The sequence below is a fragment of the Comamonas sp. UBA7840 genome (assembly GCF_002501455.1).
Lineage (GTDB): Bacteria > Pseudomonadota > Gammaproteobacteria > Burkholderiales > Burkholderiaceae_C > Comamonas > Comamonas jiangduensis.
The window spans coordinates 47,260-63,027 of sequence record NZ_DLTI01000024.1; the positions used below are offsets into that span (position 1 = coordinate 47,260).

At 59.2% G+C, this 15,768-nt stretch carries 15 protein-coding genes, 2 tRNA genes and 1 riboswitch; of the genes, 12 read left to right on the top strand and 5 right to left on the bottom strand.

Annotated elements, in window-relative coordinates:
• Window positions 1–7 precede the first annotated feature (7 nt).
• Window positions 8–1,003: a tyrosine-type recombinase/integrase gene (locus B3R00_RS09025; RefSeq protein ID WP_286998728.1), complete on the top strand. Its 996-nt coding sequence runs from the start codon at window positions 8–10 to the stop codon at window positions 1,001–1,003.
• 278 nt (window positions 1,004–1,281) lie between these two features.
• Here the strand turns inward: B3R00_RS09025 and B3R00_RS09030 are convergent, their stop codons facing one another.
• Window positions 1,282–2,640, bottom strand: a complete 1,359-nt coding sequence (locus B3R00_RS09030; protein ID WP_286998729.1) for an alanine/glycine:cation symporter family protein — start codon at window positions 2,638–2,640, stop codon at window positions 1,282–1,284.
• Window positions 2,641–2,832: 192 nt separating this feature from the next.
• Between B3R00_RS09030 and B3R00_RS09035 the strand changes: the two genes are divergently transcribed.
• From B3R00_RS09035 to B3R00_RS09065, 7 genes are all read left to right on the top strand, one after another.
• Entirely contained in the window at window positions 2,833–3,615 is a 783-nt protein-coding gene (locus tag B3R00_RS09035; RefSeq protein ID WP_286998730.1) for a glutamine amidotransferase, read from the top strand.
• Window positions 3,616–3,712: 97 nt separating this feature from the next.
• Window positions 3,713–3,967, top strand: a complete 255-nt coding sequence (locus B3R00_RS09040) for a GlsB/YeaQ/YmgE family stress response membrane protein (RefSeq protein ID WP_286998731.1) — start codon at window positions 3,713–3,715, stop codon at window positions 3,965–3,967.
• A gap of 84 nt (window positions 3,968–4,051) precedes the next feature.
• Window positions 4,052–4,549 carry a hypothetical protein gene (locus B3R00_RS09045; protein ID WP_286998732.1) on the top strand — a complete coding sequence of 166 codons (498 nt, stop codon included), beginning with the start codon at window positions 4,052–4,054 and terminating at the stop codon, window positions 4,547–4,549.
• A 100-nt stretch (window positions 4,550–4,649) separates the two neighbouring features.
• Window positions 4,650–5,126 (top strand): EVE domain-containing protein, encoded by a 477-nt coding sequence (locus tag B3R00_RS09050; RefSeq protein ID WP_286998733.1) that lies wholly within the window; start codon window positions 4,650–4,652, stop codon window positions 5,124–5,126.
• A 30-nt stretch (window positions 5,127–5,156) separates the two neighbouring features.
• Entirely contained in the window at window positions 5,157–5,867 is a 711-nt protein-coding gene (locus B3R00_RS09055; protein ID WP_286998734.1) for a hypothetical protein, read from the top strand.
• Between the two features lie 241 nt (window positions 5,868–6,108).
• Window positions 6,109–8,013 carry a UvrD-helicase domain-containing protein gene (locus tag B3R00_RS09060; protein WP_286998735.1) on the top strand — a complete coding sequence of 635 codons (1,905 nt, stop codon included), beginning with the start codon at window positions 6,109–6,111 and terminating at the stop codon, window positions 8,011–8,013.
• A gap of 89 nt (window positions 8,014–8,102) precedes the next feature.
• Window positions 8,103–8,420 carry a DUF2322 family protein gene (locus B3R00_RS09065; RefSeq protein ID WP_286998736.1) on the top strand — a complete coding sequence of 106 codons (318 nt, stop codon included), beginning with the start codon at window positions 8,103–8,105 and terminating at the stop codon, window positions 8,418–8,420.
• A gap of 138 nt (window positions 8,421–8,558) precedes the next feature.
• On the opposite strand, the gene B3R00_RS09070 is transcribed toward B3R00_RS09065, so the two are convergent.
• A tRNA-Gln gene (locus B3R00_RS09070) sits at window positions 8,559–8,635 on the bottom strand.
• A gap of 39 nt (window positions 8,636–8,674) precedes the next feature.
• Window positions 8,675–8,751, bottom strand: a tRNA-Gln gene (locus B3R00_RS09075).
• Window positions 8,752–8,762: 11 nt separating this feature from the next.
• Between B3R00_RS09075 and B3R00_RS09080 the strand changes: the two genes are divergently transcribed.
• Both B3R00_RS09080 and B3R00_RS09085 read left to right on the top strand, forming a co-directional pair.
• The gene (locus tag B3R00_RS09080) at window positions 8,763–8,945 is read left to right on the top strand and encodes a hypothetical protein (RefSeq protein ID WP_286998737.1); all 183 of its coding nucleotides are present in this window, start codon (window positions 8,763–8,765) and stop codon (window positions 8,943–8,945) included.
• A 148-nt stretch (window positions 8,946–9,093) separates the two neighbouring features.
• Window positions 9,094–9,801 carry a TerC family protein gene (locus tag B3R00_RS09085; protein WP_286998738.1) on the top strand — a complete coding sequence of 236 codons (708 nt, stop codon included), beginning with the start codon at window positions 9,094–9,096 and terminating at the stop codon, window positions 9,799–9,801.
• 197 nt (window positions 9,802–9,998) lie between these two features.
• On the opposite strand, the gene B3R00_RS09090 is transcribed toward B3R00_RS09085, so the two are convergent.
• Together B3R00_RS09090 and B3R00_RS09095 are read right to left on the bottom strand one after the other, a co-directional pair.
• Window positions 9,999–10,985: a tripartite tricarboxylate transporter substrate binding protein gene (locus tag B3R00_RS09090; protein ID WP_286998739.1), complete on the bottom strand. Its 987-nt coding sequence runs from the start codon at window positions 10,983–10,985 to the stop codon at window positions 9,999–10,001.
• A 178-nt stretch (window positions 10,986–11,163) separates the two neighbouring features.
• Window positions 11,164–12,924: an amidohydrolase gene (locus B3R00_RS09095; RefSeq protein ID WP_286998740.1), complete on the bottom strand. Its 1,761-nt coding sequence runs from the start codon at window positions 12,922–12,924 to the stop codon at window positions 11,164–11,166.
• 244 nt (window positions 12,925–13,168) lie between these two features.
• Window positions 13,169–13,260, top strand: a riboswitch (cyclic di-GMP riboswitch).
• An 82-nt stretch (window positions 13,261–13,342) separates the two neighbouring features.
• Between B3R00_RS09095 and B3R00_RS09100 the strand changes: the two genes are divergently transcribed.
• Entirely contained in the window at window positions 13,343–13,912 is a 570-nt protein-coding gene (locus B3R00_RS09100; RefSeq protein WP_286998741.1) for a chemotaxis protein CheW, read from the top strand.
• Window positions 13,913–13,972: 60 nt separating this feature from the next.
• Complete coding sequence (locus tag B3R00_RS09105) at window positions 13,973–15,733, top strand: methyl-accepting chemotaxis protein (protein WP_286998742.1); 1,761 nt, start codon at window positions 13,973–13,975, stop codon at window positions 15,731–15,733.
• Window positions 15,734–15,768 lie beyond the last annotated feature (35 nt).

The window sequence follows — 15,768 nt, forward strand, 5'->3', positions numbered from 1 at the left end:
TTTTTGCATGCCCTCTTGTATTGAAGTTCCTGAAGCACCCGCGCTGGTGGCAATGCGCGGTGACAACGCGTTTGACCACTGGCTGCTCACCTGCGGCCAAAACCCCTGGGAGCCCTTGAGCCCCGACGCAGCCAAACCGTACGGGTTTATCTGGCACTCGTGGATGCGCTTTCTGGCCCCTGACGGCGATGGCGATCCACACGCCTGGGCACACGCCACGCCGCAGCAGGTGCTGGCCTTCATCAACCATGGCCCGCAAAGCCCTAAACACACCAAGCCCAGCGACATCACCCGCCGCCGTTACTGGCGCGTGCTCGATCGTGTGTATGACCACGCCGTGCTGCACCGCTGGGCAGCCAGCAATCCCGCACAAGGCATTACGGCGCAAGACATGCCCCCCAGTGAAGACCCCAAAGGCGCGGTCTTGTCAGCGCGGATGTGGCGGGCGCTGGAGCGACAAATTCCCCAGCCGGACGATCTCATCAGCTGCCGCGACCGCGCCGTGCTCATGCTGTTGATGGAACTGGGCCTGACGCCCGAGGAAGTGCGCTTGCTGGAACTTGGCCACCTGCGCTGGAGTGAGCAAGAGCAAGCGCCACGCACCATCGTGGCACTGCAAATTGAAGGTGAGCGCGACAAGCAAAGCCGCACCCTGCCGGTATCCGCCAAACTGGATGCTGCCCTGCGCCACTGGCTGCAAGCGCGTGCGGGCTACCACGCCATGCAAGGCCAGCCAGCGTTGTTTTGCACCCGCAAAGCGCCGCAGCTGTCCAACCACACCTTGCTGCACTTGGTGACCAAAACCCTCAAGCAAGCCGCTGCCGCCAGCCGGTTGGACGAGCCTGCGCGCATGGGCCCGCAGGTGCTGCGCAACACGGTGCTGGTGCAGTGGCTGGATGCGGGCTGCAGCGTGCAAGAGGTGCTGGAGCGCGCAGGCATGAAAAGCCCCAACGCCTTGCAGCATTTGCGTGCCTACATCGCTGAAGACATCGTGCTGAACTGATACGGAATCCGAGCCAGAACTTCAGCTTCCGCTTGCACCCGAGGCTGTAACGCGGCGGAACAAACCGCCCAAGCCTCGCTTAGCTTTGACACTCCCATAAAAAGAGCTGCCAGCGCTTGTTTTGCTTTGATTTCAGATGCGTTTTCATCTAAGACCAAGAAATTACAAGCGCTGGCAGCTCTTATTTTTAAGTTTTACCTGCGACTTACTAGTGGCCACACAGCTTAGGCAAGCCCTGCACTACTCAAATTGACTGCCCCAGACACCGGCTTGAGGGATTACTTCTGGCTCGCTTGCTTGGCCGCGAAATAATCCTTAGTCAGCTTGATCACCACAGGAGACAGCAGCAGCAGCGAAATCAGGTTGGGAATCGCCATCAAAGCGTTGAGCGTATCGGCCACCAGCCACGCCACGTCCAGCGTCACCACGGCACCCGTGAACACGCCCACCACCCACAGCAGGCGGAAAGGCTTTTCGCAAACCGGGCCAACCAGATAGTTCCAGCACTTCTCGCCGTAATAGGCCCAGCCCAAGATGGTGGTAAAGGCAAACACGGCCAAACTGATCGCCAGCAAATACTTGCCAAACCCAGGCATGGCCGCTTCAAAGCTTTGCGTGCTCAGCACTGCGCCGCTGGCACCGCTGCTCCACACGCCGCTGACCACAATCGCCAACCCTGTCATGGTGCACACGATGATGGTGTCAATGAACGTGCCCATCATGCCCACAATGCCCGAAAACACCGGGTCTTTGCTCTGGCCTGCGGCCTGCGCAATACCAGCCGTGCCCAAGCCTGCCTCGTTCGAGAAAATACCGCGCGCCACCCCCATGCGGATGGCCATCAGCACGGTCGAGCCCGCAAAACCGCCCACTGCAGCCGTGGGGCTGAAGGCTTCGCGCACGATCAGTGCAAAAGCGGCCGGAATTTCCGTATAAAACGTGCCCAGCACCCACAGCACACACAAGATGTAAACCACACACATGGCGGGCACCAGCTTTTCCGCCACCGCGCCAATGCGGGTAATGCCGCCCAGCACCACCGCAGCCGTCAGCACCGCAATCACCAGGCCAGACACCCAGGTCTGCAGCCCGAACGCGCTGTGCATGGCCGAAGAAATACCGTTGGCCTGCACCATGGCGCCAATGCCAAAGCCGGCAAAACCACCAAAAATGGCAAATGCCGTAGCCAGCCAGCGCCAGTTGGCGCCCAGCCCGTTTTTGATGGCGTACATGGGGCCGCCCACCCACTGGCCCTTGGCATTCTTTTCGCGGTACTTCACCGCAAGCACCACCTCGGCGTACTTGGTGGCCATGCCGACCAAGGCCGTCATCCACATCCAAAACACCGCTCCGGGGCCGCCCACGGCAATCGCGGTGGCCACCCCGGCAATATTGCCCGTACCCACCGTGGCTGACAAAGCCGTCATCAGCGCCGCATACGGAGAGATATCGCCGTGCTCTTTGGCATCAACCGAGCGGCTCTTCCAGATCATGCGGAAACCGTAGCCAATATTGCGCAAGGGCATAAAGCCCAAACGCAGCTGGAGATAAAAACCAGTCCCCAAGATCAGCACGATCATCGGGACACCCCAAACCAAGCCGTTGAGGCTTTGGAGCCATTCTGTGAGTTGTTGCATAACGTGTTTTTCTTGAATTTCTAGCGTTTGCGCCGCTGCCAGCCTGTGGCACCCTCGCAAAACACAAGGGCGACATTCTCCACCCACGATGCGTGCTGCGCAGCGAGTTGCGCCCTTTTCCCTTCAACAAACCATGCTCTGGCGCATAAATTACTTTGTTTTGCGCATAGATTTCATCGATCAAAGGCCGCTATGCGCACGCTGTACATCGTCAAGGCTGGGAGCACGTTTGCACCAATTGCCCACACGCTGGGTGATTTTGAGCACTGGATTGCCACCGGGTTGGCCCCAGCACATGTGCCGGCGGCGCAGCGCCCGGCAATGGCCCTGCTGCATGCAGCCAACACCACGCACGGCCGCGTGGCTTACCCCGACCCACAGCAATGCGCCGGGGTGGTGATCAGCGGCTCGCACGACATGGTGACCGACAGCGCCCCCTGGATGCAGGAGCTGGCGCAATGGCTGCACCGCGTCTGCATGGCGGGCGTTCCCGTGCTGGGCATTTGCTTTGGTCACCAGTTGCTGGCACAACTGCTTGGGGGACAGGTCAGCATGCACCCTGCCGGTCTGGAGCTGGGTACCGTCCCTGTCTCTATCCAGGCCGACGTCTCGCAAGACCCGCTGTGGCAGCACATGCCGCAGTGCTTTGAGGCCCATGTGGTGCACTACCAAAGCGTGCGCCGTCTTCCACCAGGGGCTTGCGTGTTAGCGGGCAATTCACACGAACCCCACCAAGCCTTTCGCTGGCGCAATAACGTATGGGGGGTGCAGTTCCACCCCGAATTCAGCCAAGAAGCCATGCAGCGCTATATCGACCACGTGGTGCAGGATTTAGCCAAACACGGTGCCAGCAGCCTGCCACCACGCCAGTTGCACTGCAGCGCGACCCCTGATGCGGCCCAACTGCTCTACCAATTCATGCTGCATACCCAGCACTGGGCTGCGCAAGAAACGGCAGGGCGCTGTGCGGCCTGATCGGACTTGCATCAGCACGCACAACCGACGCTGTCCGACGCGCAGCTACCCACAATGTGTCTAGAGTGACTGCATTCACTTTTTAGGAGAATTGCAGATGATGGCATTACTCGGCACCTTGCTGGTGGGTTTGGTCGTGGGCTTGATAGCACGGGCGCTCAAGCCCGGTGATGACGATATGGGCTGGATCATGACCATCGTGCTGGGCGTTGTGGGGTCGTTTTTGGCCAGCTACGCCGGACAGGCCATGGGCTTTTACCCACCGGGCAGCAGCGCGGGATGGATTGCTTCCATCATTGGCGCCATCGTGGTTCTATTCCTCTACAACCTGGTGCGCAGCAAGACCAAGTAAGACCACTGCCATATCGCACACCTTGATGCATCTGACTGGCCTATGACGACACAAGGCGCGCAACGCCATCCTGGGCTTGGGCATATGCCCACTACCCCCGCTGCTTTGCAGCAAGCCATTGAACGCAGCCGCTCCAAGCTGCATCAGCGTGCCCTGTGGGCAGGTGCGGCCAGTGCGGTTCCTATTCCGGGGCTGGATTGGGCCGTGGATGCGGCCATTTTGTCCAAGCTGCTGCCTGACATCAGCGAAGAATTTGGCTTGGCGCCCGAGCAATTGGATGCCCTTGACCCCACCGTGCGCGACCAAGTGCAAAAAACCGTGGCTTTGGTGGGCTCGGTCTTCATTGGCCAGCTGCTCACGCGCCAAATGGTGTTGCGCATTGCCCGCACCGTAGGCGCACGCATGGGCGCCAAGCAACTTGCCAAGTTCATCCCCTTTGCCGGGCAAGCCATCGCGGCCGTGGTCGGGTATGGGGCTTTGCGCTATTTGGGCCAGCGGCATATCAACGATTGCGCCCATGTGGTGGCACAGGCCCAGGCCCAGGCGCTGCAGCACAGCGCTGATGCCACGCGCGCCTACTAATGCACCGGCCGCACCTGCACGGCGGTGCAGCATCCACCAACTGTGCAGGTTTTGGGCTCCGTACCCTCAATCCTTGGGCACGCAATGCTTAAATCAGGACATGACCAGCACCACCCCGCAATACTGGCTCATGAAAAATGAGCCCGACGAATACTCCATCGACCACGCGTTGAACGCTCCCGACCAGCTCATGCCGTGGACCGGCGTGCGCAACTACCAGGCGCGCAACTTTATGCGCGACCAGATGCAAGTCGGCGATGGCGTGCTGTACTGGCACTCCAGCTGCGCAGAGCCCGGCATCCACGGCATCGCCCGGATTGCAGGCAATCTGCGCGTAGACCCCACCCAGTTTGACCCCGCTGACCCGTATTACGACCCCAAGTCTTCCACCGACCAGCCCCGCTGGCTGCTGGTGGATGTGCAGGCCGTGAAAAAAACACGCTATGTCTCGATTGCGGAACTGCGCGAGCACCCGGCCCTGGCGCAGATGCGTGTGCTGCAACGTGGCAACCGGCTGTCAATCACTCCCGTCACGCCACAGGAGTGGGACTACATCATGCAGGTCATCCTGAAGTAAGCGTCAGCCAAAGAAGCACCAAGCAGCCCTATGCGCAACATGTTTGATTTCAGTTCCTGGTCATCGCTCATCACCACCGTGCTGGGCTTGCTGCTGATGACGCTGATGATGATGGGCGTGCGTCTGCTGTTTATGCAGACCATCCAAAAGCGCCGTGAGCGTGAAAACCGCCAGATCAACGAGCGCCTGCGCACGCTGATGGCAGCCTACAAAACGCTGGGCAGCTCTTTTACTGGCAACCTCACCGTCAGCCCGGTGCATTTGCGCAACGCGCGCGCCCACGCAGACGTGCCTGTGGACGAAGGCCTGCTGCCCGATGCCGACGACGACAGCGCCATCACCGGAGGCAATTCAGAGCGCCAGCGCCGCACCCGCGACACGGTGGAGGCCGCGCTGTCAGACATTATTTTGCTGGGCACCGAAGAACAAGTGCGCATGGCAGCGCAAGCGGCGCAAGACATGGTGGCCGGTCGCCCGGTGCAAACCGCGGCCTTGGTCAGCAGCTTGCGGCAGTTCATCCGCGCGGCGTTGTATTTGGAAGCCATTCCGCCCGATGTCACCATCCCCAACCAGGGGCCACTGCGCCCAAGCAGCAGCACGGCAGCAACTGGCCGGCGCGGCGGCAATGCAGAAAGCCCAGCGGGGCCGGGCAACCGCGTCGGTGGTCAAGGTCGTGGCGGTGGCGGCGCAGGGATGGGCATGGGGCTAGGCCTTGGTATCCGCAAGGATGACGGAAGCTAAGCGCTTGGCGCCCATAACGCCCATTCAAACAACATCAAAAACATAGCTGCCTACGCTTATCCACATTGACTTAGAGGCATATTTGACTCAAATTCTTCAATCTTCTTTTACCTGCTGGGGACAACAGCCCTGTCGATGACCGCATTGGTGCCACCTCTGCAGCGGCCTTGCCATGCGGTAGGCTTGGGGTGCTGTTTTTACAGAAACTGTATATTTGTACAGTTTTCACATCTCCTCACCCATGCAACGCCCCAACGCCTTTGACACCGAACATGGCCAACCCTTGCTGCTCAGCAGCGAGCAACTGGCCATCGTCCACCGCACACAACCCTCTGCCATCATTGCGGCACTGGCGGGCACGGGCAAAACCACCACGCTGGCGTGCTGCGCCGTGCAGGCGCTACGCAGCAACCCCGAGGCGCGCATTCTGGTGCTGGCTTACTCCAAATCAGGGGTGGAGGCCTTCCAGCAGCGCCTGCAAATGCTGGTGCGCAGCAAGCCTGCCACGGTGCAAATCACCACGCTGGAGCGCTGGTGCGCGCGCAGTTTGCGCCAGACCGATCCCGGCCTGCGCTTTCTGACCGACCCGCAGGAGCTGCGCCAGCACGCGCGGCAAGCCCTGCAGCATCTTGCAGAACAACTGGAGCGCCAGCCCGATGAGCGCCTAGAGCTGCCCACCGAGGTCGATATGCAGGCATTTGCCGCCTTCAACCGCGCGGCCAAAAAATCGCTGCTGCTGCAACGCGTGCGCGACGAAGGGGCTGATCTGGCCGAATTTTGCGATGCACACATGCTGGACTACACCCAAGCACGTCTGTTCGCGGCCTATGAGCGGCTGCGCATTGACCACTGCGGTGACACGGCTTACTACGCCGAAGGCGACTGCACCTACGCACTGGCGCAAGACGATGCACCTGCACTGCACGCCCCCTATGACCTGGTGCTGCTGGATGAAATGCACGACCTGGATCTGGCATCGCTGACCGTGTTGCGCCAGATGCTCATGGCCAGCAATGCCCAGTTTTTGGGTGCCGGCGACTTCAACCAGCACATTGAGGACCAAGCCTGGTCGGTGTTCCAAGATCAGCTACACCAACTGGCTGATTTTTTGCCCCAGCCCACCCACAGCCTGCCACTCACCCAGTCGCGCCGCTTTGGCCCGCAGATTGCACAGGCGGTGAACCAGTGGTTTCACGTCGACATGAAGGCGCCCAGCACGCGCTACAGCACCGTCACCTACTGGCAGTGGAAAGACGATGCGCAATGCATAGACCAACTGCTGCAAGCTAAGGCCTCTATTCCAGCCAACGCCCCCTTGACCGTGATCTTGCGCCACCCGCACGACGCCACCGCGCTAGAGCTGACGATCGACCGCGCAGGCAAAACTGCCAGCTTGCATGGCCTGCAGCATTTTTACCTGCAGCGTGAAATTGCTTTGCTGCTGGGGCTGCTGTATGCCCACGGCATGCAAGCGCCCGATTGGAAAAGCAGCACCTGCATCTTGGATGCGCGCATCCTTGCCGCTTTTGTGGACGGCGCGCTGTACTTTGGCAAAGGCCGTATCGACCACCAACAAGCCGACAGCGAACTGCCCGCCATGGCGGCACAAATGCATGCCAACCCGCAAGCTATCTGGCGTTTTCTGATTGGTGAGCAGAGCCTGCAAGGCGGCCAGCGCAACTTTGCCGCATTTGGCAATTTTCTCAAGCTGCCCTTGGCACTGCAAAGCAATGCCCACGCGCTGCTGGAACAAGCCGATGTGTGGGGGCTGTTTGCAGGCACCCCCATGCCCGATGACGACAAAGCGCGTCTGCGCGCACGCGTACAAAGCTTTATGGCGGCGATCGCGGGGCTGAGCGCACCCCAAGTCTTGCAGCGTGTGGCCGACCTGGCACAACGCACCCACAAAGCATGGAGCTATGGCATAGGCTTTGATTTTCAGCTGCTGAGCATTGAGCAAGCCAAGGGCCAGGAGTTTGACTACGTGGCACTGCCCTTCCTCAAGCCCGGGCGCTTTCCTGCACCTGCCGCTAAAGCCACTGCATTTTTGGAGCGCAACCGCCTGTATGTGGCCATGACACGCGCCAAGCGCAAGCTGTGGTTGCTGGAGCATGCAGAGCACCGCATCAGCGCCTTCGACGCCTGAATCCCACAATCTGCGTATAGATCTGACACCACCAACGCTGCAGCCACCATCGCTGCTTGCTCTTTTTTCAATTCTCTAGAAAGCTTGCCATGGCCTTTGCCGATAACCTGCAACAACTGCCCTCTGTCGACCATGTGGCTGAACTCCAGCTGCGCGATGCCCAGGGCCAGCTGGTGACCGCTATTCCCAATCAGCCTGGCAAAGCAGGCTCAGTGCGCGTCTACCACGCGCTGGCAGCTCGGCATGGCGGCCAAATTACGGTGGCCGCCGCCCACGAAGGACTGGCATTGTTTGCCGAGCACACCGCAGCGGCACGCCAGCATCCGGGCAGCCACCCCAATATTGACCGCCTGTTTCACATCATCGACAGCGGCGAAGCCCTGCAAGTACGGCTGGTGCAGCGCTAAGCGCCTGTGGGCTGGAAATGGTTTGGAAGGCGGCGCACATCAATGCACACGCAGTGGCACCCTCCGCCCATACCCACTAACGCACAGACGTAAAAAAACCCACTCAGCATCTGCTGACTGGGTTTAGTTTTTGTGGTGTGGCAGGGGAGGAAGGACTCGAACCCTCGCATGCCGGAATCAAAATCCGGTGCCTTAACCAACTTGGCGACTCCCCTACGGCGCTCTGATTTGCATAAACAAACCAGAACTAAATCTGGCAGGGGAGGAAGGACTCGAACCCTCGCATGCCGGAATCAAAATCCGGTGCCTTAACCAACTTGGCGACTCCCCTTGAGAGAAGCCGTGATTATGCCGTCACTTTTTGCTGCAAAAAATGAAAAACGCAAAAAATTGCAGACAAGATTTATCCCGCTGGTTAGTTTTTCAGCAACGCTCGCCAAGCTTGCATATTTTTTATGCAACTCAGTCACACGAGCCCGGCAAAGCCTCTGCCAGACGCCTGCAGCGGGTCGCTGGCATTTTTGACAGACACAGGCGTTTGAGTAGTTATGTTTGAGTGCTTATGCGCCTGTTGCAGGCATTTGTAAAGCACGGTCTCCATGCCCATGCCACCAGCGAATGCATGACTGCGCCCTGCCCCGGCCACTTGTAACCGTTGCCTACACTGAATGGCATGGAAACCCTGCTGACGGCCGATTTCTGGATTGGCATCTTCAAAATTATTTGGATTGACGTCATCCTCTCCGGGGACAACGCCGTAGTTATTGCCCTCGCCGCGCGCTCCCTACCGCCAGAGCAGCAGCGCAAAGCCATTTTGTGGGGTGCCGGCTTTGCCATCGCGTTGCGGATTGCCCTGACCGTGGTGGCGGCCAAGCTGATGCAACTGCCCTTCCTCGAAATTCTGGGCGGCTGCTTGCTGCTATGGATTGGTGTGAGCCTGCTCCAAGGCGACGATGCCGCTGATGACAACACCCAGGACACGGGCAGCAAGCAACGCGGCATATTCACCGCCATTCGCACCATTTTGATGGCGGACTTGGTGATGTGCTTGGACAACGTGATTGCCGTGGCCGCCACCGCCCAAGGCGATATGACACTGCTGATCTTCGGTTTGGCCTTGAGCATTCCGCTGGTGCTGTTTGGCTCCAGCCTCATGATCAAGTTGATGGACCGCTTTCCTTGGATTGTGCTGCTGGGCGCCGGCCTGATTGGCTGGGTGGCGGGCGAGACCATCGTCAACGACCACATGCTGGACAGCGTGGCCCAGCAGTACCCCGCACTCAAATACGTTGCTGCGGTGCTGGGTACGGCCTTGGTGCTGGCCGTGGGCCGCCATCTTCAACAGCGCAAAACAGCAGCGTTGCAGCAGTCCTTGCGCTGACGGCTGCAGCGCAGCGGTGGTAATTTGCCTTTTTGTCACTGCCACATTCAGCGGCTTGCACGCCCTGCAAGCCGCTTTTTTCTGATGGGACAGCACGGCAGACGCGTTTGATGTGGCTGATGCGGCCCGTCAAAAATCAATCAAAAGCAGCCCTGAGCCAGGCTGCATCTGCGCCGACAGCTCTTCTTTTGAAAGATTCAAGCCCCTGCCATCGGCCCCAGTTTGGCCAACGCCGCTTTTTCCTTTGCGGTCGACTCCACGGCAAACTGGCGGTAGCTTTGGCTATTCATATAAATAGGCAGCATCTCAAAGCGCTGCAACATGGCCTGGTAGCTGTCCATCTCCATGGCTTGCTTGAAGGCATCGTGCAGGCGTGTCAGCACATCGGCAGGCATACCCTTGGGGCCTACCAGGCCAAAAGGCGAATACTGGGTGGTGGGCAAACCCAGCTCAATCAGCGTGGGGGTGTTGGGCAATGTGGGCAGGCGCTTTTCGGTCCAGACGTTCAGCGCCACCATGCGGCCTTGGTCGACATAGGGAATCACTGCACTGGTATCGGCCCCCACCATAACTTCGCCCGCCATGGTGGCGCGCATCAGCTCGGCGGAGCCCTTGTACGGCACGTGCACCACGTCCAGCCCCAGTTGCTGCGCAATGATGGCCGAGGTGACATGCGGCGAGGTATAGGTTCCGGTGTTACCAATAGTCAGCTTGCCGGGGTTGGCCTTGGCCCATGCCACCACCTCTTGCCAATTCTTCAGCCCAGACTGCGTGCTGGCCACCATGCAAAATGCATAGCCGGTCACGTTGAGGATGTAGCTCAAATCATCCACGGGGTTCCACTTCAGGCCCGTGGTGAAAGGCAGGCGCATCACGCTCATCGGCAGCTGGGCAATCGTGTAGCCATCGGCCACGGTGGACTGCAGTTGCGCTGCAGGCAGCGAGCCCGAAGCGCCAGGGCGGTTTTCCACAATGATGGGCTGGCCCAGAATTTTGGAGGCGTTTTCAGCCAGCTGGCGCATGGTCAGGTCTGTCGGCCCCCCTGCCGGGAAAGCCACCACCAGCTTGATGGCACGGGCCGGAAATGCCTTGCTGGCCAAGGCCAGCGAGGGGCTTGCACCCAGCCAAGCACCCGCCGCAGCGGCCACACCAGCTTGCAAACAGGTTCTGCGCGATAACGTCATTTTTTGTCTCCCATTGAATTGTTTGGCGACAATCAGTGTAGAAGTGACCAGATACAGCGCTCCCCCATGCAAACCCTTGGTATTTGCTTTTTTCAGGCATAAAAAAGGCTTCTAGCGCTGATGAATCAAGCGCCAGAAGCTCACTTTTTAGAAAATTCAAACGCCCCTTGAAGCGATTTCAAGGAGCTTGGTACACCACCACGCCCTCTTTGATGGTTTGCAGCACTTTCAAATCAATCAGCTGCGCATGCGGCACGGTCAGGGGGTTGCCACAGAGCACCACCAGATCCGCCAGCTTGCCCACTTCGATCGAGCCCTTGTGCTCGGCCTCAAAGTGCTGCCAGGCAGGCCACAAGGTCATGGCTTGCAGCGCAATCCAGGGGCTGACACGGTGCTCTGGCCCCAGCACCTGCCCGCTGCGGGTGGTGCGATTGACCGTGGCATCCAGCACCCGGATGGAGGATGGCAGCACCACGGGCGCATCGTGGTGGGTGGTAAAGCGCATGCCCTGCGCCAGCACCCAACCGGTGGGCGAGATGTTTTGCGCCCGCGGATCGCCCAGCACGGAGCTGCGGTGCCAATCACCCCAGTAATAGGTGTGCATGGGAAACAGCGAGGGGAAGATGCCCAGCGCCTTGATCGCATCCACCTGGTCACGGCGCAGCGTCTGGCCGTGGATCAGCACCGGGCGGCGGTCTTGCAGCGTGCCTGCACCGTCGTACCGTGTACGTGCGGCCTGCACCCCTTGAATCATCTGGTCAATGGCTGCATCGCCATTGGCATGCACAAGAATTTGCCAGTTGTTGGCAAATGCTTTCTCTATTTGTGCCGTGGCCTGCGCATTGCTCATGACGCCATAGCCCGCATAGCTGGCCGGCTGGCCCGCCGGGGGCTGCAGATACGGCTGGGTCAGCCAGGCGGTTTTGCCTTGTGGCGATCCATCCAGCGTCAGCTTCACCCCACCAATGCGAAAGTGCTGCTGGTAGTTGCGGCTGTAGTACGGGCCTTGCATAAAGCGCCCCTCGCCCATGGTCAAGATGTCGGGGTACGACACGACGTCCACTTTCAACTTGCCCATCTTGGCTGCGGCAATCGCAGTGTCTACACCACCAGGGTCAGCGCGGCCATCTTGTACCGTGGTGTAGCCAAACTGCAGGTACAGCGCCTGCGATTTCTCCAGCCAGCCTACCGACTGCTCCACAGTCAACCGGGGCATCAGGTGCTGCAAGGCGCCGAAATAAGCGTTCTCTTCCAGCACCCCATCGGGTTCACGCGAACCGGCGCGACGGCGGATGACGCCACCTTGTGGGTCTGGGGTTTGCGCCGTAATGCCCGCGCGCTCCAGCGCCTTGCTGTTCAAGGCTGCAAAGTGCCCCGACTGGTGAATCGCCACAATCGGCAAAGTGGTAGACACCGCATCCAGCTCCTCGCGCGTGGGATGGCGCCGTTCACTCAGCTGCGAGTCGTCATAGCCAAAACCAAATGCCACTTGCAGCTCACGTACATCGGGCGAGGTACTGATATAGCCGCGCAAAGTCTCTTGCAACTGCGCGATCCCCGTGTTGGGCCCATCGGGCGGGGGCAACAAATTGGCAGCGATGGCCTGCAGCCCCACGCCCCCCAGATGGCTGTGCGGATCGACAAAACCCGGAATCAACGTGCGCCCTTGCAAGTCCACCACCTGGGTGGTGGACCCCTGCCAGCGGGCCACGTCCGCACTAGTGCCTGCAGCCACAATACGCCCTGCGCGCACGGCCACGACCTCTACCTGGGGCTGGGCATCATTCATGGTCAAGATGGGGCCGTTCCAATACAGCGAGTCGGCCACGCCCACAGGGGGGCTGCTTGCACGATCCTGAGGGACCGCACACCCCGCCAACCCGACTCCCAAGCCCGTCACCGCCAAGGCGGCGGCAAACTGTCTGCGCAATATCGCCATGCTGTTCCCCTTCAATGATATGTAGCCAGTGCTGGCCACCGCCAGCAACCACACGGTGCCTGCAAGAAAGAGCGTACCTAGTTTTGTGCTGCACCACACGTTTTTTTGGTGCGATGCCGCGCCATGCAATGAGGTGATCATCCAATTTGCTGCATTGCACAATATCCACACAAAGTCACTTGAAATTAATTTCATCGGGATTAAAAAAAGCACTTACACCGGCATACGTCAAATCTTCTTATGATCCGCGGCTGGGCACACTTCAGCGAAAGCGAAGGTCGCAAAGCCTCCGGTCTACCGGCTGCGTCAGCAGCAAAAGATAGCGGGGTTGCCACTTGCAGGAATGCGCACTACACGATGGTGACGTATTTCGTGCAAGCACAGAGGCGTCAGCCGCGCCCTCTGTGTATTTACGACCTTGATTTTTGCTGATCACGCAAGCACATGGTTTTCCGCTTTCCAATGCTTGCTTTTCAATATTACAAAGCAAAAATCAAAAACTATGAAACAGCACGCAGGTGAATATCTGAGCTTTCAGCTCGGCGGTGAACAATACGGCATCGATATTCTGAAAGTTCAGGAAATTCGCGGTTATGAAATCGCCACCCATATTGCCAATGCTCCCGCCTATATTCTGGGTGTTTTGAATCTTCGCGGAACCGTCGTACCGATTGTCGACTTGCGCATTAAGCTGGGTATTTCTGCACCCTCTTATGACAACCAGACCGTCACGATTGTGCTGAATGTGGCTGACAGCGTGGTGGGCATGGTGGTGGATGCCGTGCAAGACGTGGTGGCGTTGAAAGCCGAAGACATCAAACCTGCCCCTGATTTTGGTAACGCCGTGGCTTCGCAGCATATTGTGGGCATTGCCACTCTGAGCCAAGCAGATGCTGCCCGCATGCTGATTTTGATGGATATTGAGCAATTTATGACCAGTGCTGAAATTGGTGTCATTTCTCAATCTTCCAAAGTTATTTCCGAATAATTTATTAACGAGGTGCGATTGCACTTCGATACCAATACCGATATAACTACCGAGACATTCATGAATAATTTAAAAATATCGCACAAACTCAATTTAGGTTTTGCGTTAGTGATTTTGATTTTCCTCATCACCGCAGCAACAGCGGCTTGGCAAGTCGAAAAAGTATCCGATGCCACCACCGAGATGCAGCGCTCTTCTGCCCTGCTCAAGATTGCCAGCGCTTGGCAAGGTGATGTGCGCCAAAACTCGGCCCGTTCTTTGGCGGTGGGTTTTGCCGAGAGCAATGCCATGCTGGATTTTTTCAAAGAATCCATGGCATCGACCTCACGCTCCACCGACGAGAAACAAAAAGCCTTTTTGAGCATGGCGCAAGACAGCCCTGCATCGCTGCAGCGCGCTCAAAAAGTGGGCGAACTGCGCAAGGTCTGGCTGAGCACCCGCGAAGAAGTCAACCGAATGCGCATGTCCTCTGACGACCAGACGGTGCAGAACTTTGTGCGCACCAAGTTCATTCCAGCCACGGATGCCTACATTCAGGCAACGCAAGAGATGGTGGACGGTGAAGCCAATGCCGTGGCCGCTGCCGAGCAAGAAGTGAAAGCCATGTTCAGCCAGCTCTACCAGCTGTCTGCAGTGCTGTGCCTGCTGGCCGTTGCCTTGGCCGTGCTTATCAGCTGGCGCTTGTCGCGCGGCATTGCCAACGGCGTGGAAGGCGCCCGCGCGATTGCACAGCGCATTGGCGCAGGCGATTTGAGCCAGGAAGTGACCATCAACAGCGGTGATGAAATTGGCCAGTTGCGCAAGGCCTTGCGTGACATGCAAAACAGCCTCTCGCAGGTGGTGCGCACCGTGCGCCAAGGCTCGGACGGCGTGGCCACGGCCAGCTCGGAAATTGCCCACGGCAACCAAGACCTGTCGGCACGTACCGAAAGCCAGGCATCTGCGCTGGAAGAAACCTCGGCCTCGATGGAAGAGCTGGGCTCCACCGTCAAGCAAAACGCCGACAACGCTAAACAAGCCAATCAGCTGGCCCAAAACGCCTCCAACGTGGCGGTGCAAGGTGGTCAGGTGGTCGCCCAGGTGGTAGACACCATGAAGGGCATCAGCGAATCGAGCAACAAGATTGCCGACATCATCAGCGTGATTGACGGCATTGCCTTCCAGACCAACATTCTGGCTTTGAATGCAGCCGTAGAAGCTGCCCGCGCCGGCGAGCAAGGCCGTGGCTTTGCGGTGGTGGCCGGTGAAGTGCGCAGCTTGGCGGGTCGCTCTGCCGAAGCGGCCAAGGAAATCAAAAACCTCATCACGGCCAGCGTGCAGCGTGTGGAACAAGGTACCGCCTTGGTCGACCAAGCTGGTGCCACGATGGATGAAGTGGTCAGCAGCATCCGCCGCGTGACCGACATCATGGGCGAAATCAGCGCTGCCAGCTCCGAGCAAAGCGCCGGTGTGGCCCAGGTGGGCGAAGCGGTGACGCAAATGGACCAGGCCACCCAGCAAAACGCGGCCTTGGTCGAAGAGATGGCTGCCGCCGCTACCAGTTTGCATGGCCAAGCCCAAGATCTGGTGCAGGCGGTCGCGGTATTCAAGCTGTCCCACACCTCTGGCAGCTTGGGCACTGAGCCGCTGGCCAGCCGCATGAACACCGCCGCTGCTCGCCCTGCCATGGCCCCTGCAACCACCAGCGCAGCACGCGCTGCCAGTACCACTTCTGTGGCTGGCAAAAAGCCAGCGGCGCTTGGCCTGTCCACACCCGCCGCCCCTAAAGCCAAGGCACCGGCCGCAGCCAGCCATGCCAACGACGAGTGGGAAAGCTTCTAACTCCCCTCACCGTGCAGCGCTTGCACCGCCACGTG

What these genes read in the sequence shown, in the direction of transcription:
- B3R00_RS09025 (WP_286998728.1), top strand. Translation starts at nt 8, where the DNA reads ATGCCCTCTTGTATTGAAGTTCCTGAAGCACCCGCGCTGGTGGCAATG.
- B3R00_RS09030 (WP_286998729.1), bottom strand. Translation starts at nt 2,640, where the DNA reads ATGCAACAACTCACAGAATGGCTCCAAAGCCTCAACGGCTTGGTTTGG.
- B3R00_RS09035 (WP_286998730.1), top strand. Translation starts at nt 2,833, where the DNA reads ATGCGCACGCTGTACATCGTCAAGGCTGGGAGCACGTTTGCACCAATT.
- B3R00_RS09040 (WP_286998731.1), top strand. Translation starts at nt 3,713, where the DNA reads ATGATGGCATTACTCGGCACCTTGCTGGTGGGTTTGGTCGTGGGCTTG.
- B3R00_RS09045 (WP_286998732.1), top strand. Translation starts at nt 4,052, where the DNA reads ATGCCCACTACCCCCGCTGCTTTGCAGCAAGCCATTGAACGCAGCCGC.
- B3R00_RS09050 (WP_286998733.1), top strand. Translation starts at nt 4,650, where the DNA reads ATGACCAGCACCACCCCGCAATACTGGCTCATGAAAAATGAGCCCGAC.
- B3R00_RS09055 (WP_286998734.1), top strand. Translation starts at nt 5,157, where the DNA reads ATGCGCAACATGTTTGATTTCAGTTCCTGGTCATCGCTCATCACCACC.
- B3R00_RS09060 (WP_286998735.1), top strand. Translation starts at nt 6,109, where the DNA reads ATGCAACGCCCCAACGCCTTTGACACCGAACATGGCCAACCCTTGCTG.
- B3R00_RS09065 (WP_286998736.1), top strand. Translation starts at nt 8,103, where the DNA reads ATGGCCTTTGCCGATAACCTGCAACAACTGCCCTCTGTCGACCATGTG.
- B3R00_RS09085 (WP_286998738.1), top strand. Translation starts at nt 9,094, where the DNA reads ATGGAAACCCTGCTGACGGCCGATTTCTGGATTGGCATCTTCAAAATT.
- B3R00_RS09090 (WP_286998739.1), bottom strand. Translation starts at nt 10,985, where the DNA reads ATGACGTTATCGCGCAGAACCTGTTTGCAAGCTGGTGTGGCCGCTGCG.
- B3R00_RS09095 (WP_286998740.1), bottom strand. Translation starts at nt 12,924, where the DNA reads ATGGCGATATTGCGCAGACAGTTTGCCGCCGCCTTGGCGGTGACGGGC.
- B3R00_RS09105 (WP_286998742.1), top strand. Translation starts at nt 13,973, where the DNA reads ATGAATAATTTAAAAATATCGCACAAACTCAATTTAGGTTTTGCGTTA.